The sequence below is a fragment of the Streptococcus porcorum genome (genome assembly GCF_053203725.1).
In genome coordinates this window covers 1-20,141 of sequence record NZ_JBRUDG010000007.1, presented here as the reverse complement: position 1 = coordinate 20,141, position 20,141 = coordinate 1, and the positions used below count along the sequence as shown (strand labels likewise).

The window sequence follows — 20,141 nt, the reverse complement described above, 5'->3', positions numbered from 1 at the left end:
ATCATTAGTAAAGAATATTTCTATCTGTTTCCCTGTCAAAAAAGTGAGCTTTGTTTAAATCAAAACCAAAGACCAACTCTTGATTAGGAGCAATATAATCACGCGCATTAACTTTAGCAACAAATTCAGTTTGTCCAACCGTACAATAAAGGTGCGATTCAGCTCCCAATAGCTCTGACAGACCAACTGTTGCCGATACAACTGCTTTGGGAAAGGCTTCTAAAAAAGCAGGTTCCAAATGCAAATCCTCTGCTCTAATCCCCAAAGTTATCGTCTTACCATCATAACCTTTTTCTTTCAAGACCTTAAGACAACCTTCTGGAACCTCTAGTTCAAAGTCATTACCTTTACCTATAACCTTTTCGCCTTTTAAAGTTACCTCAAAGAAATTCATAGCTGGGCTTCCAATAAAGCCTGCAACAAATTTATTAGCTGGTTCATTGTAAAGTTCTTGCGGTGTTCCAATTTGCTCAATACGACCGATAGAGCCCGATTTATCTGGGTTTTTAGTGGCACTCATGATGACAATGCGATCTGCCAAAGTCATTGCTTCTGTTTGGTCATGTGTCACGTAGATGGTTGTCGCCCCAATACGACGGTGAATCTTAGCGATCTCTGCACGCATAGAGACACGCAATTTGGCATCCAAGTTAGACAATGGCTCATCCATCAAGAAAACTTTCGCATCACGAACAATGGCACGCCCCATAGCAACACGTTGACGTTGTCCACCAGATAGATCTGCTGGTTTACGTTGTAAAAATTCTGTCAAACCAAGAATTTCAGCTGCTTCTTTAACACGCTTATCAATTTCATCTTTGGAGTACTTACGTAGTTTTAGACCAAATGCCATATTTTCATAAACACTCATGTGTGGATAGAGGGCATAGTTTTGGAAGACCATAGCGATATCACGATCTTTCGGCGCTTGGTCATTCATGAGTTTACCATCAATATAAAACTCACCTTCGGTAATGTCCTCAAGTCCTGCAATCATACGAAGAGTCGTTGATTTACCACAACCAGATGGGCCAACAAAAACAATAAACTCTTTGTCTTTAATATCAAGATTGAAATCTTCAACAGAGTAATACGTTGCATTTGGATACTTTTTATTGATATGTTTTAAATTTAGTTCAACCATAAAATGCTCTTTCTATTCTTCAAAGTATATATCTTGTCCATTTTCAACCACACGATAAGTTAACTGTTTCAAGTTAATCTCTGCCTGTGCTTGACAAGTTTTCGCCTGATTACTTCGTTTAATCATAATAGTGTTATCGTCTATTTCTTCAATCTCAATATGTCCGTCTAGATCAAAAGCCTCTGACTGATTACGATAAGTAAATAGGTTTAATAAAGCCTTGACAATAGGACGTTGAACTTCACTTGCAATTTCCTCACTAGTGTAGTAATGACGATTGATATTACGTCCTTCTTTAGTTGATTCTAGTAAATCCAGATCATTTTTTCCTGCTAAAAATCCAACATAGTAAACTTGTGGAATCCCAGGGGCAAAAGCTTGAATTAGACGTGCCAAAAAGTATTTTTTATCATTGTCTCCTAGAGCAGAATAGTAGGTTGAGTTAATTTGATAAATATCCAAATTATTATATTCTGCTGAAGAATACTTTCTCTTCACATTAGCTCCAACCTTATAAAGCTCATTTGAAGCAAAATCAATTTCATCATCTGTCAGAATATCTTTAACATCTACTACACCTATGCCATCGTGAGTATCTAAGGTTGTAAACTGTTTCATTGGGCTCATCTTCAGCCACTTAGCCAGACGGTTAACCTTTCCACTATAGAGAGAGTAAAGCGTTACCATTGGGAGAGCAAAATCATAAACATAATAATCATGATCAGCAATCTTAAATTGAATGCTGTAATGTTCATGAATCTCTGGTAATAACTCCACACCTGATGATGCTGCTATGTCCCTAACTTTAGCGAGTAAATCCCAAATATCTGGTTCGACAAAGAAATCATTTGTATCTAATTTTTTGATTGCATAAGCAAAAGCATCCAAGCGAATTAAATCACAACCATTAGCAGCAAGGTGCTCAATTGTTTTCGTTATGAAATCCATCGTCACTGCTTTAGTCACATCTAAATCAATCTGTTCCTCACCAAATGTATTCCACAAGTATTCCTTACTACCGTCTGCAAAAATAATTTCTTGTTTAGGAGCGCGATCCTTACGCTTATATATTAAATCAACATCAGCTACTGTCGGACGATTTTCAGGCCAAAACTTATCCCAGCGCAGGAAAAGATCTGCATATGGACTCTCATCTTTCTTCTCTTGGAAATCTTTATAATACTTCGATTGGCGTGAAATATGATTAATCATAAAATCAAACATTAGATAATATTTTTCACCTAATCGTTTCACATCTTCCCAATCTCCAAAAGCCTCATCAACCTCTTCATAATCTACTGGTGCAAAACCTCTGTCACCTGTTGAGGGAAAGAACGGTAAAAGATGGACACCTCCAACTGCTTCACCAAAATAATTAACCAGATTAGTTTCTAATTCTCTCAAATTTTTTCCTAGACTGTCTGAATAAGTAATTAGCATTGTCTTATTTTCAATTGCCATAATAACTCCTCTATTTTATCCTTATAAACAAATATTCATCTTATTTCACTGCACCATTACTCATCCCAGCAATAATATTTTTTTGGAAAATCAAGTAAACAATCGTAATCGTAATGATTCCAACAATATAAGAAGCAAAACTTGGGCCGTAATCATTAAAATATTGACCTGTATAGTTGTATTGGAAAAGTGGCAGTGACCACATGTTTGAATCTTTATTTAAAATCAAAAGTGGCAACATAAAGTCATTCCAAAACCACAATGCATTGATAATCAATGTTGTTGCATGCATCGGTTTTAACATAGGATAAACAATTTTACTATAGGTTGTGAACTTATCTGCCCCATCAATTTCCGCTGCTTCATCCAAACTATCTGGAACACTCATCTTGATATAGCCGACATATAAAAACAAGGTCTGAGGTACAGCATAGGTTAAATAAAGTAAAATCAATCCCCAGATATTGGCAATCCCAAGTTTATTCATCATCACGGTAATCGGAATCATGATAACTTGGAAAGGAACAAAAATCCCCAATATTAATAAACTATACATGATAGCATAAGCTTTATTTTTAGACATATTTCGTGCAATTGAATACGCTGCTGCAGGGATAAAGGCAATGACTGCTACAATTGAGATGACTGTAATTAGGGTTGAGTTTAAAAAATAATCCCCTATACCATCCGCTAATAGTCGATTATAGTTTTTAAAAGTGACTGGATTTGGTAAAGAAAAGAAGTTCTCTACAATATCTTTTGTTGTTTTAAAAGAACTAGAAACTGTCACTAAAAGAGGGATAAAAATTAAGATAGCACCAACTCCTAAAAGAGCATACTTCCAAAATCGATTAAGCTGTTCTTCTTTTTTCATAAATAGTGACCTCCATCAAATTTCAAAACGCTTTGAGAGTCTAATTTGTAAAATTGAAATTAAACCAATAATTACAAATAAGACAAGAGCAATAGCATTGGCATAACCATATTGATTACTTTTAAAGGCATAATTATAGACTAATAATCCTAAAGAAGTCGTTGCATTATTTGGACCTCCTCCAGTAAGAGCAAAAATTTGGTCAAAAGCTGTCAACCCTGCTTTTAAAGCCATGATAAATACCATAGAAACACTTGGTAAAAGATAAGGTAACTCAATGCTCCAAAATCTTTGCCTACTATTTGCACCATCAATCTCTGCTGCTTCTACAATTTCAGAAGGAATACTTTGCAAACCTGATAAAAAGATAATAATAGGCATTGCAACACCTTGCCAAAGAAGAACGAAGATTACTGCTATCGTTGCCCCAACGTTAGTTCCCAAAAGACTTGTTTCTAAAAAGCTGATTCCTAAAGTTTTCCCTAAAGCTGGTAAACCATAGTTAAATACTTGTTTAAAAATCAAGGACACTGTCAAGCCTGACAACACTGCTGGAAAGAAGAACCACGCCCTAAAGAAAGTTTGACCTTTTAACTTTGTATTCAATGCTTTTGCAATTAAAATTCCTAAGCCAATTTCTCCAACAATTAAACTAACTGTCAAAACGAGTGTAAAGCTAATAGCTTGCATGAATTTAGTATCGGTTAATAAAATGGTATAGTTATTGAGACCAACAAAGTCAAAATTATAGGTTAAACCTGTCCAATTGGTCAAGCTATAAAAAGCTCCCTGAACCATAGGAAAATAAAAGAATATTACCTGTAAAATTAGAGGAACTGCTAAAAAAGTCCAACCCCAATATTTATTTAAAAACGTTCTCATTCCAACCTCCTAGTTGACATCTGATTTCATAGGATTAAAGAAAGCATTTAAATCATTTGCTAGAGCTTTACCATCACCTGTTGATAAATAGTTTGTAGTCAGAGTAAAAAAGTCATTTTCACTATTCCAATGTTGACCCAACCAAACCAAATGGCGATCTGTGAAAGCAAGACTTGTTAAACCACCTAGCTCAGAGTCTGCTCCTCTAGTAACAACACCTTTAACGGCAACAGGCCCCCCATCTACATCATAATATTTTTGCATGGCTTTTGCTGTAGTCATATAAGCTACAAACTTATTAGCTTCTTCCTTATAAGGGGTTTTAGAAGAAATAGATAGCGCCAGATCTCCTGCTCCAATTGTAAAACTTTCTCCTTTTTTCTCACCTGGAAAAGCAAAAGTTCCAATCTCAAAATCAGGTTTCTGTTCCTTGATACTTGGCAAGGCCCATGAACCATTAGGTGTTATTAGGGCTTCTCCTTTAGCAAAAGTCGCTAAGGCGTCCACATACCCTGCACCTTGCCAGTTTTTCTGCATTGCTCCTTTTTGTCGAAGGAGATCAATACGTTCCATATCTTCTTTTAAGACATCGTCTTTAGCAGAGATACTATTTGGTTTTGAAAAACGCAAATATTGGTTAGCTTCATCATCTCCACCAGTAATGGTTGCTAGCGATAGCTGATGGTACCCATTTAAAGTCCAACTCTCAGATCCCGCTATCGCAAACGGTGTTTGCCCATCCTTAATCATTTTAGCTACTAAAGCTTGGAAGTCTGCCCATGTTTCTGGCACATGGTATCCTAACTCTTTGAAAGCTGTCTTATTGTAATAAAAACCATAAGCATTAGCTGTCAAAGGGACATTGTATATTTTGCCTTCTACAGCATATTTAGAGGCGTAATTATTAGCAATATGATCAAGATAATCTTTATTGGTTAAATCTTCAAAGTAACCTGCCTTAGCCCATTCTTGAAAATCAATATTTTGAGGGTAAAGACCAACAACATCTGGAATATCTCCTGCTAACATTCTAGTTTTTAGAACCTCACCAGGCGCAGGAACATCAACTACTTTGACATGAATTTTAGGATTTTCCTTTTCAAAATCTTTAATGATTTCTTTTATCGTAGCCGACATTTCTTTTTTCTGGTTAAAATACTCTATAGTCACTCGCCCATTATCTGATTTCGTCTTTTCTTGACTACAAGCACCTAGACTAATTACAGAAAATGCTAAGAGACCCAATCCTACTAGCTTATGAGACCATTTCATACTGGAATCCTTTCTTTATAGCGCTTGAAAATGTAATTGTTGACTGATATAATCCCCTTGCACAAGAGACATTGTCAGTCCTGCATATATCAACTCTGCTCCTGAGTAAACTTGTCCACTCCCAACCAATTGATAAAGTCTACCTTCCTCTAAATCTTTTAATTTTAGAGTTGTTTCCATTGTCTCAATCTGGGATTGAATGCGCACATAAGTCACAAGAACGTTATCTTGATAATTAAATTGTACAGCTACCTCATTACTTACTTCGTCTGGATTGATAAGACGATAGTGTTGTCCAAATTGAACAATCGGACGAAGTTGTTTATAATGACTCACCTGCGCTTTGATTAATTCTTTTTCTGATTGAGATAGGCTCGTCAAATCCAACTCATACCCAAGATTTCCCATCATAGCAACATGTCCTCTTGTATCTAGAGGTGTAGTTCTTCCCATTTGGTGATTTGGACTGGCTGACACATGGGCTCCCATAGAGATTGTCGGATAAAGATAGCTAGAGCCATATTGGATAGGAAGTCGAGCAATCGCATCAGTATTATCACTCGCCCAAACCTGAGGGAAGTAGCGCATCATTCCTAAGTCATTTCGTCCACCTCCGCCAGCGCAACTCTCAAATAAAACATGAGGATAACTTTCAGTCAAATAACTCACCAACTCATATAGCCCTAACATATAACGATGAGATTGCATCTGAGTTTCTAAATAATAGGAACCATTCCCAATATTAGTAATATTTCGGTTCATATCCCACTTGATGTAATCAATATCATGGTTTGCTAAAAGTGTATCAAATGTTGTCTTTAAATAGGCTACAACCTCTTTATTAGCTAAATTAAGTACAAGTTGATTTCGAGAATAGGTATGAGAACGATTAGGTACTTGTATACACCAGTCAGGATGCTGGCGGTAAAGATCACTATTTTCAGATATCATTTCTGGTTCTACCCACAGACCAAATTTTAACCCTTTCGCATGCACCTCATCAATGAGATTAGCCAAAGTTCCGCCTAATTTTTCTTCATTAACAACCCAATCTCCAAGTGAGCGATTATCATCAAAACGATTCCCAAACCAGCCATCATCTAAAACGAATAACTCTATTCCTAATTGTGCTGCATCATCAGCTAACTCGAGAAGCTTGTCTTTTGTAAAATCAAAATACGTAGCTTCCCAGTTATTAATTAAAACAGGTCGTTCCTGATGTGCATAGACCGGAGACATGATTTCGTCTCTAACAAAGACCTGACTCTCCTGACTTAGCTGTGTTAACCCCTGATTAGAATAAGTGATTAGAGCAAGCGGACTTGAAAAACTAGACTGTGGCTGAAGTTCCCAAGAAAAATTATCATCATTAATACCAATACCTAAACGGACTTCTCCAAGCTGATTCTCCTGAATAAAAGCTTGAAAATTTCCACTATACATCAATTGTAAAGCTAGAGCCTCTCCACTATCTTCTTGGCTCCCCTCTTGACACAAAATTAATGCAGGAGTTTGAGCGTGACCTGAGGCACCACGATTAGATGCAATCGAAAAAATCCCTTGACTAACTTTTTGACGACGGACTGTTTTTTCCCGTGCATAAGCGCCTTGAAACGTTAGCAACTCATAGTTTGATTTAGGTAAGTCTAGCATAGTGCTAAGTTGACGATGAATGACTACCTGATCTGACCCTACATTTTCTAAACGATTAAAGCTAGTGATCGTATCATAGTCTTCATAAGCTGTATAATAAAGGTAAAGACGAAGCTTGGTCACTACATCTTCCAATACTAACTCTAACGTTTCTGCCTTATCTGTGACATAAGGACTAGGAAGTCCCTCAACCTCTAAACTACCTGAAATAATCCGATCAGCCACTAACTTAAACTCTGTTACCGAATGATTGCCACACTCGACAACCAGTGAGGGCTTTCTAAAATCTCCTAGCCCATGTAAGCCAATCACCTGACGTTGTGTATCTAAACTAAAAGTACGGATATTGGGATCTGGATTTCCTGAAAAAGCATGATCGCGTTCATAAATACTATTGGAAAAATGATAACTTCCAATTTTTTTCCCAATATGCTTTAACAATAGGTAACCTTCTCGATTTTCTAAAATCATACTGAATTGTTTAGCTTCAATATAGTATAAATTCTCTTCTTTACGAATTCCCATATTTCTTCTCCTTTATTTCTTCTCTCATTTTACAACATGAAAGCGATAACAAAAATAGAATATTGTTAACTATATATGGTAAAATGTTAGGTAAGGAGGTTCTTTGCACTTATGTTTTCAGAATACCAAACCGGAACAATTGATCTAGCTGTTGACTTTTATGGCTATGAGGACTGTCCAAAAAACTATAGTTTTGGACCAGCTGTTAGGGAGCAGTTTGTTTTACACTATATCAGTAAAGGAAAAGGAAGTTTTCACTATGATAATCAGATTTATCACCTTAAAAAGGGAGATCTCTTTTTATTAAAACCCAACGAATCCACTTTTTATCAAGCAGATGCAAAACAACCTTGGTCTTATTATTGGATTGGGATTAGTGGCACCAAAGCAGAAGACTACTTCCGACTTTCTCAATTATATGAGACTGGTATTATCCAAAATTTAGATACTAGAACTATCGGAAAATTAATTATCCAAAGTATTTCTCAGACCCATGGATTAAAGTCTGACAATCACTTGCATCTCTTAGGACAACTTTACGAACTCCTACATCTTCTGGCCTTGTTGAATCCTACAACAAAACTTAAGCAAGAGAGTCCTACTCAAGAACTCTATCATCGCTCTAAACGTATCATCGAAACTCACTATACTATAGCTGACCTCAGCATTCAAGGGATTGCTGATGAACTAAACGTTAATCGCTCCTACCTCACAACTGTTTTTAAACATTTCAACTCCTCATCTCCAAAAGAATTTCTCCATCATGTTCGCATGGAAAGAGCTAAACAATTATTAGAAACCACATCTGTCCCTGTAAAAACTGTAGCTTTATCCGTTGGCTTTTCCGACCCTTTGTATTTTTCCAAAGCCTTCAAACAATTTTTTCAGTTAACGCCTACTCAAGTACGAGATAGAGCTTAATATTCTAAGAGTAAATTTTGAGAGAGCAGATATACTAATTTTTTCTTAAAAATATAAAAATTGGAGATGTTTGCGAAAGATGACAAGTTATCAAACTCTCAGAATTCTTGATATTCCAATGTTTCTGAGAGCTTTTTATTTTCAACATAAAGAAAAAAAGATTGAAGAAAATTGTCCAAAATGGACTTTTTCTTCAATCTGAAGACTGGACAAAATTTTTGTCCAGTCTTTTCTTTATTTCACTACAATATTAACCAGTTTATTTGGTACTGCAATGACTTTGACAATGGTCTTGCCTGCTGTTTCTTCTTGGATTTTCGTATCAGAAAGGGCTACTTTTTCCAAGTCTTCACGTGACATATCCTTAGCCACGACTAACTTCGCACGGACTTTACCGTTGATTTGAGCAACGATTTCAATCTCGTTTTCAACTAACTTAGCCTCATCCCATGTTGGCCAAGCGACATAGCTGATTGATTCACCAGTATTTACTAGACCTTGCCATAACTCTTCTGCTAAGTGTGGCGCAAATGGGGCAATCAATTGGATAAAGCCTTTAGCGTAGTCAACATAGAGTTTGTCTTCTTTGTTGGCTGCATTGACAAAGACCATAAGCTGAGCGATAGCCGTGTTGAATTTCAAGCTCTCAATCTGCTCAGTGACAGATTTAACTGTTTCATTGTAAACCTTGTCCAAAGCGCCGCTATTTTCTGCCACAATCTCTTTAGTCGTCAAGAGACGGTAAACACGGTCAAGGAACTTACGACTACCTTCAAGACCTTCTTCTGACCAAGCGATTGACGCATCAAGTGGGCCCATAAACATCTCATAGACACGAAGCGTGTCGGCACCAAATTGCTCAACCACATCATCTGGGTTAACCACGTTTTTAAGTGACTTAGACATCTTAGCAGGTGCCTGCTCCAACTCTTCACCAGTTTCGATGTTGAAGAAAGAACCATCACGTTTTTCAACCTTATCTGTCGCTACAAGGGCGCCACGGCTATCGCGGTAGCTCGTTCCCAAAATCATGCCTTGATTAAAAAGTTTTTGGAATGGCTCTTTGGTCGGCACAACACCAAGGTCGTAAAGGAACTTATGCCAGAAGCGAGCATAAAGTAAGTGAAGAACCGCATGCTCCGCACCACCGATGTAGATATCCACTGGCAACCAAGCCTTGAGAAGCTCCTCGTCTGCCAATTTCTCATCGTTGTGCGGGTCGATATAGCGAAGATAGTACCAGCTAGAACCCGCCCATTGTGGCATGGTGTTGGTCTCACGGCGACCTTTGACGCCGTCTTCACGTGTCACTTCTAACCAGTCTGTCAAGTTAGCAAGTGGTGATTCACCTGTACCTGACGGCTTGATGTCTGAGGTTTTTGGCAATACTAGAGGTAACTCATTTTCAGGTACTGCTGTGGAAGTGCCATCTTCCCAGTGGATGATTGGAATTGGCTCACCCCAATAACGTTGACGGCTGAAGAGCCAGTCACGGAGGCGGTAAGAAATCTTCTCTTGACCTACACCATTTTCTTCCAACCAAGCCACCATTTTGGCAATAGCTTCTTCCTTGTTAAGACCGTCTAAGAAGTCAGAGTTGATATGAATGCCGTCTTCTGTATAAGGGGCTTCTTCTACATTTCCACCTTCCAGAACGGGAATAATCTCCAAATTAAACTGTTTAGCAAATTCCCAGTCACGCTCGTCGTGAGCAGGAACAGCCATGATAGCACCTGTTCCGTAGCTTGCCAGCACATAGTCGGCAATCCAGATTGGAATTTCTTTACCGTTGACAGGGTTGATGGCATAAGCACCTGTCCAAACACCTGTCTTGTCTTTTGCTAGGTCTGTACGGGCTAGGTCTGATTTAAGAGAAGCTTGGCGTTTGTACTCTGCCACAGCTTCTGCTTGTTCAGCTGATGTGATACTATCTACCAAGTCGTGTTCAGGGGCAAGGACAGCGTAGGTCGCACCAAAAAGAGTATCTGGACGGGTAGTAAAGACTGTGAAGTCCTTGTCTGTGTCCTTGATCTTGAAAGTCACATTGGCACCAATTGACTTGCCAATCCAGTTGCGTTGCATGTCTTTGATAGACTCTGGCCAATCAACTTCTTCCAAGTCATTAAGCAGACGCTCTGCATAGGCTGTGATTTTCAACATCCATTGACGCATTGGCTTGCGGACAACTGGATAACCACCACGTTCAGACGTTCCGTCAGGAAGGACCTCTTCGTTGGCGATAGCTGTTCCCAATTCCTCCACCCAGTTTACAGGCACTTCTGCCTCGTAGGCTAGGCCTTTTTCATACAACTTAGTGAAAATCCACTGGGTCCACTTGTAGTAGTTAGGGTCTGTCGTATTGACCTCACGGTCCCAGTCGTAAGAAAAGCCAAGGGCGTTAATCTGACGTTTGAAGTTGGCGATATTTTCTGCTGTAAAGTCAGCTGGGTCATTTCCCGTGTCCATAGCGTATTGCTCTGCTGGCAAACCAAAGGCATCCCACCCCATTGGGTGAAGAACGTTGTAGCCTTGGGCACGCTTGTAACGGCTGAGAATGTCCGTCGCCGTATAGCCCTCAGGGTGACCAACGTGCAAGCCTGCACCAGATGGATAAGGGAACATGTCTAGGGCATAAAAGTTTGGCTTTTCTGCATCTGTTCCTGTCTTAAAGGTGTGGTTTTTTGCCCAAAATTCCTGCCATTTGGGCTCGATTTCCTTGTGATTGTAGAAGCTCATATCATTTCTCCATGTCAATAAATTATCTTCACTATTATATCACGAAAACAGGAAAGAAAAAAGATAGAAAACTAGGCTGACAGACTTAAACTCGAAAACCCTCTGAACAGCATAACGTTACCAATCGATCGCTTCTTCCTCACTCACAAGCAAGATGGATAGTTTTACTCCTTAAAAAATACCCCAATCATTAGGCGGTAAACCTAACCATTGAGGTATCAAACGATGTCGAAAACTTAGAGATTTAATGATTTGACTAGCTCACCTAACTCCTCTCACAAGAGGGGATCACATTATTTTTCATCACGTCTGCGACGTCTCTTCGCAAGTAATCCTGCACCAAAGAGCAAGCCTAGTCCTGACAAAAGACCTGTGTTATTTTCTTCTGTACCAGTATTTGGGAGACGGCGTTTAGCTTTTTCTGACATAGACTCAGAGACAGAGGCGATAACTGATTCTGAAACTGACTCAGATACGGATTCTGAGATAGATTCACTAATAGACGTTGAGGTTGAAGCCGAGGCACTTTCTGAAAGCGACACTGATGTTGATGCGGATACCGAATCAGACAAGGAAATGCTCATTGACTCTGACGCAAAAACAGATAAGCTTGTTGAAGCTGAAGTAGATACACTTGTGGTGTCAGCTGCTTCTGTTGTCGTTATTATCGTAGCGGTTGTTGCTGATGCTGTATCTGTTGAAGATACTGTTGTGTCAGACAAGACTATCGTATCAGTAGTCGCTAAGGTACTCGTGCTAGTCTCTGAGGCGATAGTAGTTTCTTCTGCAAAAGCATTCTCAGTCACCATCGTACCACCAGCCAAGGCACCTGCTGAGGCTAGACCACGTAAAAGAGCTGTCGGAACAGAGTAGTTCGTTACCTCTTTTTCTAGACGTTCAACCTTAACCTCATGTTAACCTGAATCACCCTTAAACAGGCGAACAAGGTTAATCTGTGACATAACTGTACGAACCCAGTGTTTCCCAGATTTGTGCATCTTAACACGGCTCTTACACGACGATTCCGTATAGTCACGATTAGAGTTTTTTCTTCTCATCTTGTGGTCAATCTCCTCTTAATATTTACTTTAAGTTAGTATAGATAGATTATTTTAATTTAAATAATCATCAGTTTTTATCAGAAATTTTCTAATATTTTAATTTAAAATTTTCTATCAAAACTATCACATACTATAATATATATTGTCAAGGTTTATCTGACTAATTCTATCATATAATCATTGATTTTTTAGTTGTTATTTTAATGTTTCATTTTTATTTTCATCATAACTCACAATATCCTCCAGATTATGTTGTATCTGAAGATAGAAAAAAATCCCGCTTGCGCGAGATTTAAAGATTTTTATAGCTCTGCAATTTGGTAAAGTTCAACTTCTGCAGCCGTCTCTGAACCAAACATATTGATCATAATCTTAACTTTATTGTTTTCAATTTCCACAACACGCCCTTCTTGTCCCATAAAGGCGCCATCGATGATTTGAACCACATCGCCCTCTTTGATATTGGTATCAAAGACATCTACAGTTTGTCCCATTGACAATAAGATTGTACGAATCTCTTCTTCAAGAAGTGGAGTTGGTTTAGAACGGTTACCATGTGAGCCGACAAATCCTGTAACGTTTGGAGTATTACGAACCACAAACCAAGCTTCATCTGTCATCACCATCTCAACCAAAACATAACCTGGGAAACGATTTTCTTCTACTTCTTTTGTTTTCCCATTTTTTTCAATATTCACAGTCTGGGTTGGAATCTCCACGCGCAAAATATTATCCAACATATTATAAGTTTGCGCACGCTGTAAAAGATTTTCCTTAACCTTGTTTTCATAACCTGAATAAGTTTGTAAAACAAACCAGCCTTTATCAAAACTATCTAACATCTACTTTTTCCTTTCATTATAAAAAAGCCGTTAAAACGGCTTTCTTGATTTCTTACCTGTATTATACCACAAAAGCCTTGAAAGTGTGCTATTTTAGAAAATATTTATCAATTCGATTAGACCTAACGTCAACAATTTATCGAAGATAAAGATAATCACTGTAAAAAAGGCAGTGTATTCAAGAATTGCGATATAGTCGCGCCAAACTTGCTTACGCGTTGGCCAAGTTGTGTCCTTCAATACTTTGAAGATCCCAGCGATAAACTTCACTTTCTCTCTCCTATCTTGTTTCTTTATGTAGGGTGTACTGTTTGCAATATTTACAAAACTTCTTAACTTCTAGACGTGTTGGTTTAGGGTTGCTACTTACTGAAATAGAATAGTTACGAGACCCACAATCCGTACACGCTAAACTTGCTTTTTTCTGTGCCATAACGCCTCCGTAACCTTTATTTTATCATTTTTTTATAAGACTGACAAGCTATCTGAAATAGTTAACAACATTATCCCATAACTCTTGGGCTTTTTGACCGATATTAGCATTTTCGACAGCATCGGTCACTTGTTGTGAGGCCGACTGGGCAGATTCTCGTAAGCTATCTAAGATAGACTTAGACTCCGTGTTGGTAACTTCCTCGCTACCACCGTAATCAAGGGCGATACCATTAGCTGTATAAGCATTTTCAACTGAGAAAGTGTTGCCGTCAGTATAAGGAAGGATATAGCTTGCTTGGGTACTAAAGATGTAAGAAGCTGTTCCAGCACTTGAGTCTGATAAATAGTGATTCTCATCGGTCTTATCAAAACCAACCCACTGACTGATGACAACATCAGGCGTATAACCGATCACCCACTGATCACTTGAAACATCTGCATTAAACTCTGCTTCAGCCGTTCCTGTCTTTCCAGCTAGCGTATAACCATAGACATTAGCGTTCACTCCCGTTCCATTTGAAAATGTTCCTAACATCATGCTGGTCATTTTATCTGCTACTGATTGACTGATAACCCTTTTAGCCTTGTTTTCAAAGGTTTTTAAAACCTTACCATTAGCTGTTTCGATACGAGTAATGAGGTGAGCTGTGTTCATCACCCCGCCATTAGCAAAAGTGGCATAGGCTTGTGCCATCTCAAGTGGGTTAGTCGTCACGCTACCACCCAGAGCAACTCCCAGCTCTTGATTAGCAGAATCCATATTCAAGCCAAAACGTTTGCCATAACTAAACGCCTTATCAATTCCAAGCTTATCAATCGTATAAACAGCAGGAATATTATAGGAATTCGCTAAAGCTTGATACATCGGAACGCTCTCAGACTCAAAACCACCATAGTTATGTGGCTGATAACCATTAAAGTTGGTCAGCATATTAGGTAGCTCTTTATTCATGGACCAACCAGATGCAATAGCAGGTGTGTAAACCACCAGAGGTTTAATGGTCGAGGCTGGGCTACGTTTGGATTGCGTAGCATAGTTAAAACTTCTAAAGGTAGGATCCTCTGTGCTATTAACCCGACCCACTAAACCACGAACTGCCCCTGTTTTAGGATCTAAGGCAACACTGGCAGCTTGAGCTGTTGTGCCATCATACTCTGATACAGGAAATAAATCATCGTTATCAAACGTCAACTGCATACCAGCCTGATAATTTTGATCCAGTTCAGTATAAATTTTATACCCATTATTGACAATATCTTTTTCCGTCAGACCATATTTTGAAATCGCTTCATTAATTACTGCATCAAAATAAGACGGGTACTTGTAATCATCAACCTTACCTGCATAGGTGTCATTCAGAACGCTTGCCATATCTACAGCCTTATACTGATCAGCTTGTTCTTGAGTCAATGTTCCTGCATCTACCATAACTTGCAAAATCGTATCACGACGATTAGTCGCATTTTCTATCGAATAAAGCGGATTATAAATCTCAGGACCTTTCAACATTCCAGCCAAAGTAGCCGCTTCATCAACGGTTAATTGACTAGCGGAGACGCCAAAGTATTTTTGACTCGCATCCTCAACACCCCAGACACCATTTCCAAAGTAAGCATTATTGAGATACATGGTCAAAATCTCATCCTTACTATACTTTTTGGTCAACTCCAGCGCCAAGAAAAACTCACGCGCCTTACGCTTAATCGTCTGATCTTGACTCAAGTAAGCATTTTTAGCTAACTGCTGCGTAATGGTTGAGCCACCACCTGAACGCCCCAGCGTTAAAATCGCCAACAAATAACGTTTGATATTGATTCCATTATTTTCGTAAAACGTGCGGTCTTCTGTATCAATCACTGCTTTTTCCAAATCATCAGAAATAGCATCTAGCTCAACATAGGTCCCTTTTTGCCCACTCAGACTACCAGCCTCAGCTTCATTTTTGTCATAAATAACGGTCGTTGCCTTTAATGCAGCTTGCAAGTCAGAGACATTAGCTGTTTTAGCCAGATAAAAGAGGTAGGTCCCTGTTAACAAAACAAAAACCCCAATCATAATCAATAAGATCTTTGTTAGGTGAAAGCGACGCCAGAAACGACGAAACCAATGATTCTTAGGAAGACGCAACTTGGATAAAAAGACCAAGATAGGATGACGTTTCTTGTCAGGTACTTTTTCTTCCTTTTGACGACTACGATGATAGTGAGCCGCCTCCTGATCTAACTCTTCTTTAACGTCATCATCGTCAAATTGAAACGAAATAGTATCTTCTAAATCTTGTTCATCTTCAATTGTTTTCTTTCGGCCAAAAGGCCATTTTTTCCATTTATCTTTCATACTCATATCCTCATTATACCAATTTTGTCAAAAATGCTATAATATTAGCATGTTAATCGAGATTGAAATTCCTAAAAAAATGCCTGAAACCACTGTTAAAACCCTCTTAGAAGAGTATTTTCTAATTCCTCGTAAGATTCGTCATTTTTTAAGAACTAAAAAACATGTCCTTGTCAACGGGCAGGCTATTAACTGGCAGAGCCCTATCAAAGCTGGTGACCTCTTACAGCTTACCTTTGATCAAGACGATTATCCTCTAAAGACGATTCCTTTGGGCAACCCTTCCTTGGTGGACTGTCTTTATGAAGACGAACACCTTATCATCGTCAACAAGGCTGAAGGGATGAAAACCCACGGTAATGACCCCACAGAAATTGCCCTCTTAAATCATGTCTCTGCCTATGTTGGGCAGACCTGCTATGTCGTCCACAGACTAGATATGGAGACTAGCGGTGCAATTTTATTTGCTAAGAATCCTTTTATTCTTCCTATTCTAAATCGTCTTCTTGAAGATCGAAAAATATCACGTCAATATTGGGCTATTGCAAAAGGCCATTTCTCAAAAAAGGAGTTAACTTACACTGACATGATTGGAAGAGACCGACATGATCGTCGCAAACGACGTGTGGACGCTCATCATGGACAGAAAGCCACCACTTTGGTGACTGTTAAAAAAGTACTTCCTCGCCATAGCCTCGTTAATTGTCGCCTTAAAACAGGGCGCACACATCAAATTCGTGTCCACCTTTCTCATCATGGTCATGCAATTTTAGGAGACCCTCTTTACAGCAATGAAAAAGCTCCTCGACTCCTCCTACACGCTCACAGACTTAGTTTCACTCACCCCTTAACCTTAAAAGACATCACCGTTAATGCCTCATCAGAAAGTTTTGAAAGCCACCTCAACAGCCTTAAATAGAACCTAACAGCTTATTTTTCATTTAAGTTTTATGAAAGGTTACGTTAAGCATCCTTTAAGCTGAGCAACTTATACTATAAACATCCTAATAAACTTTTACTGGGCATAGCCCAGTATCGTCATCTCTAAGGGCTAAAGCCCAAAGAGCTGGCATATCTTTTTCATAAATCTCCTACAGCTCCTCTTAACGAGGGGTTATTTTTGTAACAAGATGACCTTTAAGTTTCACGAAAGGCTACGTTAAGTATCCTTTAAGCTAAGCAACTTATACTATAAACATCCTAATAAACTTTCTTTCTCATAAATCTCCTACAGCTCCTCATTCTGAGGGGCTGTTTTTGTAACAAGATGAACTTTAAGTTTTATGAAAGGTTACGTTAAGTCTTGGTTAAGCTAAGCAACTTATACTATAAACATCCTAAAACTTTTCTTTTTCATAAATCTCCTACAGCTCTTCATTATGAGGGGCTGTTTTTGGTGCAAATGACTTTAAGTAACCCCACTCTCTTCTTTGTGACTTAGAAGTTTTAGGGTTTATGGGGAAATAAAAAGACCAAGTAGAACTTTCACGTCCTACCTGATCAGGAGATTTATGAAAAAGAAAAGTTTTAGGATAAATATAGTATAGCTGTGAGAACTTAAAAGAAACTTAAAGAATTCATTTTTATAAAAAGAATATCATCAGGCAAAAATATTAGTCTGATACACGATAAAAAATATTTGGATCATTAGCGCGTTCAACATAGGCTCCGACAACAATCCTATCACGACTAACGTCGTTACTTTGTCCTTGCATCACAACACCAGCCGGAATAAACTGAATATAATCACTCGTATTAGGAGTTGTCCCTCCAGATCGCTTATAATTAGTATTCCAAACACCTATGGCCTGACCTGTCGAATCCAATTTAACATCATTAATAGCCGTTCTCTCTGAAGTATCAGACCACGAAAATGTACCACTCTCACCAATTTCAAACTGTCGATAACTATTTTTCCAAGTCCCTGCAATACTAGAAAAATCCCCCAAAACAAGAGCATTCAAATTCATATTTTTAAGCTGTGCTTCTTGAATTGAACTAGAGCTAGTTGGCACAATAAAGATTCCTTCATCAGGATTAGAAGAAGATTCTGATAAACTACTTGACATGATTGACAAAGAGCTAGTGCTAGAAGGCTGGATTTTAAAGAAACCATAATAAGTTCCCCCTACTACTAATACTAGAAAAAAGGCAAGCATACTAAAACTTTTAAGCTTGTGAACTTTTCCATCAATGTGGTGAATCTCCCTTGATAAAATCGCTTGCTTCAACTCCTCAGGTTCTGGTTTGCGACCATAAATCTCTTCAAAATAAGCTATCCATTCTTCTTGATTCATTTTATCTCCTTTTAAAAAATCCACTCCCCATATCACCGAGAGTGGATTAATTTCATCAAAATTTTAACACTTGTTCCTAAAACTTACGCTTCAAACTAATTCCTGCAAGACCTAAAACAGACAATCCCAGAAGTGTAAAGACAGCTGTATTAGCTTCTCCTGTATTTGGAAGTGTAGCAGTGCTAGTTGAATTAGTAACTGCTTTATTTTCTTCTAAAAGTTTTGTCGAAACTTGTTGTGTAACAACTTGATTATAGGTCGATTGAATCTTTTGTTTTTGATTTTCTTTAGCATCAAATTGACCAGTCACCTTATTTGACTCCGTCTGTACACTAGCTACTCTTGTTTCTGACGCTTCATCTTCTCCTACTGTTAATGTATTGTCTTGACCTAATACAAGAGCTGATAATCTAGCCAACTCTAATTTTAGTTGGACTAATTTCTCCTCCTCAACATTATAGCTTTCTTCTAATGTTTCAATCTCTTTTTTCAATTCTTGAATACGGATAGCCTTTTCATCATCTTGAAGAGTATTTAGCTTTAGGGCACTAACATCGTCAACACTTCTCCATCCCCAGTCATCAGTAGATACAATCATACTTTTCAGTTGAGCAATGATATCATTAGAGACTACTTTTCCTGTTCGTTCTCCTCCAGTAAAATCTTCAGTAACTAGTTCCTCATTAACGCGAGTTTCTAAATACGAAGCTTTTTCACTGAAGCCATCAACAGAATCATAAGTAAATACGCTGTAAGTATGAAGATATGCTCCTCCTGATCCTACTTCCAAAAACGTTCCATCTGATAACGGATAAAATTGTGCTCTTGCAAGGGAACTTCCCATTACACCATTTCCATTAGTACCAAACTGAGTCACTTGATTATCCTCAGAAATAGTATATAGGCGGACAATATCATTATCTTGTTTAACTGAACCAATAAAGAGTTCTCGTGTCCCATCACTATCAATATCACGAAGTGCATAGACAAAACTATCATCTGTAGAATCTGTAATTCTACCATCTTGTGTTTGATATTGCTGAGCTAGGACTTCTTTATAGGCAGACTCATCTGTTTGATTTTCCTCCAAAGAAACCAATTCTTCTTTAGCAGAATTAAGTTGATTTGCTACGTCACCTACTACTTGAGATTGTTGATTAACCAAAATCTCTTGATTAGCCAAAGCTTCTTGAACATTAATCTCCTCTTGTTCAGATACCTCTTCTTTAGTCGCTTGATCAACCACAGGTGTTTCTATAGTTGAAGTTAAGACTTCGTTTGTAGTATTTTCCGTAACCTCTGTTTGAACTGCAGTATTCTCTGTTACACCATTGGAGGTTGCTTCCAATGCAGTTGAATCTGTATTAGAAGTTAGAACAGCACTTCTTTGTTCAGATTCGACCATTGTTTCTTCAGCTTTTGCTGTCATTCCAATTAAGGTTGTTCCAGCTACGAGTGTTAAACCTGTTAAAACTTTTACTTTTTTTGACATAATAATCTCCTAATGTTTAAGTATAGTGTTTAATCTATTTTATCATTAAAAAGTTTAGTTTGCAATACTTTTTGATGGTAATGTAGCGTTACAATAGATGTGAGACTTCTAGAAGTCAAAAAAGAAGATTCCCTGATATGATAAGAGTACCACCACTCATCAAAAAAGGAATCTTCTCATGACTAGTATATCACAAAATCTTCGCTAT

17 protein-coding genes and 1 pseudogene are annotated in these 20,141 nt (G+C 38.2%); 2 read left to right on the top strand and 16 right to left on the bottom strand.

Annotated features, from left to right (window positions below; all coding sequences use genetic code 11):
* Positions 1-4: 4 nt before the first annotated feature.
* Genes ACVRWY_RS02895 through ACVRWY_RS02870 form a run of 6 tightly spaced genes read right to left on the bottom strand, consistent with a single transcriptional unit; the run spans position 5 to position 7,811 of the window.
* A complete protein-coding gene (locus tag ACVRWY_RS02895; RefSeq protein WP_354367512.1) occupies positions 5-1,144 on the bottom strand; it encodes an ABC transporter ATP-binding protein in 1,140 nt (379 codons plus the stop codon).
* 12 nt (positions 1,145-1,156) lie between these two features.
* On the bottom strand, positions 1,157-2,605 hold the full coding sequence (gene gtfA / locus ACVRWY_RS02890; RefSeq protein ID WP_354367510.1) for a sucrose phosphorylase: 1,449 nt from the start codon (positions 2,603-2,605) through the stop codon (positions 1,157-1,159).
* 40 nt (positions 2,606-2,645) lie between these two features.
* Positions 2,646-3,479: a carbohydrate ABC transporter permease gene (locus ACVRWY_RS02885; protein ID WP_354367508.1), complete on the bottom strand. Its 834-nt coding sequence runs from the start codon at positions 3,477-3,479 to the stop codon at positions 2,646-2,648.
* A gap of 15 nt (positions 3,480-3,494) precedes the next feature.
* Positions 3,495-4,361, bottom strand: a complete 867-nt coding sequence (locus ACVRWY_RS02880) for a carbohydrate ABC transporter permease (RefSeq protein ID WP_354367506.1) — start codon at positions 4,359-4,361, stop codon at positions 3,495-3,497.
* A gap of 9 nt (positions 4,362-4,370) precedes the next feature.
* Complete coding sequence (locus tag ACVRWY_RS02875; RefSeq protein WP_354367504.1) at positions 4,371-5,633, bottom strand: extracellular solute-binding protein; 1,263 nt, start codon at positions 5,631-5,633, stop codon at positions 4,371-4,373.
* Positions 5,634-5,648: 15 nt separating this feature from the next.
* Positions 5,649-7,811 carry an alpha-galactosidase gene (locus ACVRWY_RS02870; RefSeq protein ID WP_354367502.1) on the bottom strand — a complete coding sequence of 721 codons (2,163 nt, stop codon included), beginning with the start codon at positions 7,809-7,811 and terminating at the stop codon, positions 5,649-5,651.
* Positions 7,812-7,922: 111 nt separating this feature from the next.
* Between ACVRWY_RS02870 and ACVRWY_RS02865 the strand changes: the two genes are divergently transcribed.
* Positions 7,923-8,732: an AraC family transcriptional regulator gene (locus ACVRWY_RS02865; protein ID WP_354367500.1), complete on the top strand. Its 810-nt coding sequence runs from the start codon at positions 7,923-7,925 to the stop codon at positions 8,730-8,732.
* Positions 8,733-8,966: 234 nt separating this feature from the next.
* Here the strand turns inward: ACVRWY_RS02865 and leuS are convergent, their stop codons facing one another.
* The 8 genes and pseudogenes from leuS to pbp2a form a co-directional block, all read right to left on the bottom strand.
* Entirely contained in the window at positions 8,967-11,468 is a 2,502-nt protein-coding gene (gene leuS, locus ACVRWY_RS02860) for a leucine--tRNA ligase (protein ID WP_354367498.1), read from the bottom strand.
* 293 nt (positions 11,469-11,761) lie between these two features.
* Positions 11,762-12,277 carry an LPXTG cell wall anchor domain-containing protein gene (locus tag ACVRWY_RS02855; protein ID WP_354367496.1) on the bottom strand — a complete coding sequence of 172 codons (516 nt, stop codon included), beginning with the start codon at positions 12,275-12,277 and terminating at the stop codon, positions 11,762-11,764.
* Between the two features lie 6 nt (positions 12,278-12,283).
* Positions 12,284-12,367 (bottom strand): annotated as a pseudogene (locus ACVRWY_RS02850) (hypothetical protein); the annotation flags it as partial.
* Between the two features lie 15 nt (positions 12,368-12,382).
* Entirely contained in the window at positions 12,383-12,526 is a 144-nt protein-coding gene (locus tag ACVRWY_RS02845) for a KxYKxGKxW signal peptide domain-containing protein (protein WP_354367494.1), read from the bottom strand.
* A 305-nt stretch (positions 12,527-12,831) separates the two neighbouring features.
* Positions 12,832-13,371, bottom strand: a complete 540-nt coding sequence (gene nusG / locus ACVRWY_RS02840; RefSeq protein WP_354367492.1) for a transcription termination/antitermination protein NusG — start codon at positions 13,369-13,371, stop codon at positions 12,832-12,834.
* A 93-nt stretch (positions 13,372-13,464) separates the two neighbouring features.
* Positions 13,465-13,641: a preprotein translocase subunit SecE gene (gene secE / locus ACVRWY_RS02835; protein ID WP_354367490.1), complete on the bottom strand. Its 177-nt coding sequence runs from the start codon at positions 13,639-13,641 to the stop codon at positions 13,465-13,467.
* Positions 13,642-13,651: 10 nt separating this feature from the next.
* On the bottom strand, positions 13,652-13,804 hold the full coding sequence (rpmG, locus tag ACVRWY_RS02830; RefSeq protein WP_354367488.1) for a 50S ribosomal protein L33: 153 nt from the start codon (positions 13,802-13,804) through the stop codon (positions 13,652-13,654).
* Positions 13,805-13,852: 48 nt separating this feature from the next.
* Positions 13,853-16,150, bottom strand: a complete 2,298-nt coding sequence (gene pbp2a, locus ACVRWY_RS02825; protein ID WP_435533028.1) for a penicillin-binding protein PBP2A — start codon at positions 16,148-16,150, stop codon at positions 13,853-13,855.
* Between the two features lie 43 nt (positions 16,151-16,193).
* On the opposite strand from pbp2a, the gene ACVRWY_RS02820 reads away from it, so the two are divergent.
* Positions 16,194-17,063, top strand: a complete 870-nt coding sequence (locus tag ACVRWY_RS02820; RefSeq protein WP_354367486.1) for an RluA family pseudouridine synthase — start codon at positions 16,194-16,196, stop codon at positions 17,061-17,063.
* 694 nt (positions 17,064-17,757) lie between these two features.
* On the opposite strand, the gene ACVRWY_RS02815 is transcribed toward ACVRWY_RS02820, so the two are convergent.
* Positions 17,758-18,441: a DUF6287 domain-containing protein gene (locus ACVRWY_RS02815; RefSeq protein WP_354367484.1), complete on the bottom strand. Its 684-nt coding sequence runs from the start codon at positions 18,439-18,441 to the stop codon at positions 17,758-17,760.
* Positions 18,442-18,517: 76 nt separating this feature from the next.
* Positions 18,518-19,933 (bottom strand): LPXTG cell wall anchor domain-containing protein, encoded by a 1,416-nt coding sequence (locus tag ACVRWY_RS02810; protein WP_354367482.1) that lies wholly within the window; start codon positions 19,931-19,933, stop codon positions 18,518-18,520.
* Positions 19,934-20,141: the final 208 nt, after the last annotated feature.

Excerpts from the sequence above, each read along its gene's own strand:
- ACVRWY_RS02895 (WP_354367512.1), bottom strand. The coding sequence starts at position 1,144 with ATGGTTGAACTAAATTTAAAACATATCAATAAAAAGTATCCAAATGCA.
- gtfA (WP_354367510.1), bottom strand. The coding sequence starts at position 2,605 with ATGGCAATTGAAAATAAGACAATGCTAATTACTTATTCAGACAGTCTA.
- ACVRWY_RS02885 (WP_354367508.1), bottom strand. The coding sequence starts at position 3,479 with ATGAAAAAAGAAGAACAGCTTAATCGATTTTGGAAGTATGCTCTTTTA.
- ACVRWY_RS02880 (WP_354367506.1), bottom strand. The coding sequence starts at position 4,361 with ATGAGAACGTTTTTAAATAAATATTGGGGTTGGACTTTTTTAGCAGTT.
- ACVRWY_RS02875 (WP_354367504.1), bottom strand. The coding sequence starts at position 5,633 with ATGAAATGGTCTCATAAGCTAGTAGGATTGGGTCTCTTAGCATTTTCT.
- ACVRWY_RS02870 (WP_354367502.1), bottom strand. The coding sequence starts at position 7,811 with ATGGGAATTCGTAAAGAAGAGAATTTATACTATATTGAAGCTAAACAA.
- ACVRWY_RS02865 (WP_354367500.1), top strand. The coding sequence starts at position 7,923 with ATGTTTTCAGAATACCAAACCGGAACAATTGATCTAGCTGTTGACTTT.
- leuS (WP_354367498.1), bottom strand. The coding sequence starts at position 11,468 with ATGAGCTTCTACAATCACAAGGAAATCGAGCCCAAATGGCAGGAATTT.
- ACVRWY_RS02855 (WP_354367496.1), bottom strand. The coding sequence starts at position 12,277 with ATGGTGACTGAGAATGCTTTTGCAGAAGAAACTACTATCGCCTCAGAG.
- ACVRWY_RS02845 (WP_354367494.1), bottom strand. The coding sequence starts at position 12,526 with ATGAGAAGAAAAAACTCTAATCGTGACTATACGGAATCGTCGTGTAAG.
- nusG (WP_354367492.1), bottom strand. The coding sequence starts at position 13,371 with ATGTTAGATAGTTTTGATAAAGGCTGGTTTGTTTTACAAACTTATTCA.
- rpmG (WP_354367488.1), bottom strand. The coding sequence starts at position 13,804 with ATGGCACAGAAAAAAGCAAGTTTAGCGTGTACGGATTGTGGGTCTCGT.
- pbp2a (WP_435533028.1), bottom strand. The coding sequence starts at position 16,150 with ATGAGTATGAAAGATAAATGGAAAAAATGGCCTTTTGGCCGAAAGAAA.
- ACVRWY_RS02820 (WP_354367486.1), top strand. The coding sequence starts at position 16,194 with ATGTTAATCGAGATTGAAATTCCTAAAAAAATGCCTGAAACCACTGTT.
- ACVRWY_RS02815 (WP_354367484.1), bottom strand. The coding sequence starts at position 18,441 with ATGAATCAAGAAGAATGGATAGCTTATTTTGAAGAGATTTATGGTCGC.
- ACVRWY_RS02810 (WP_354367482.1), bottom strand. The coding sequence starts at position 19,933 with ATGTCAAAAAAAGTAAAAGTTTTAACAGGTTTAACACTCGTAGCTGGA.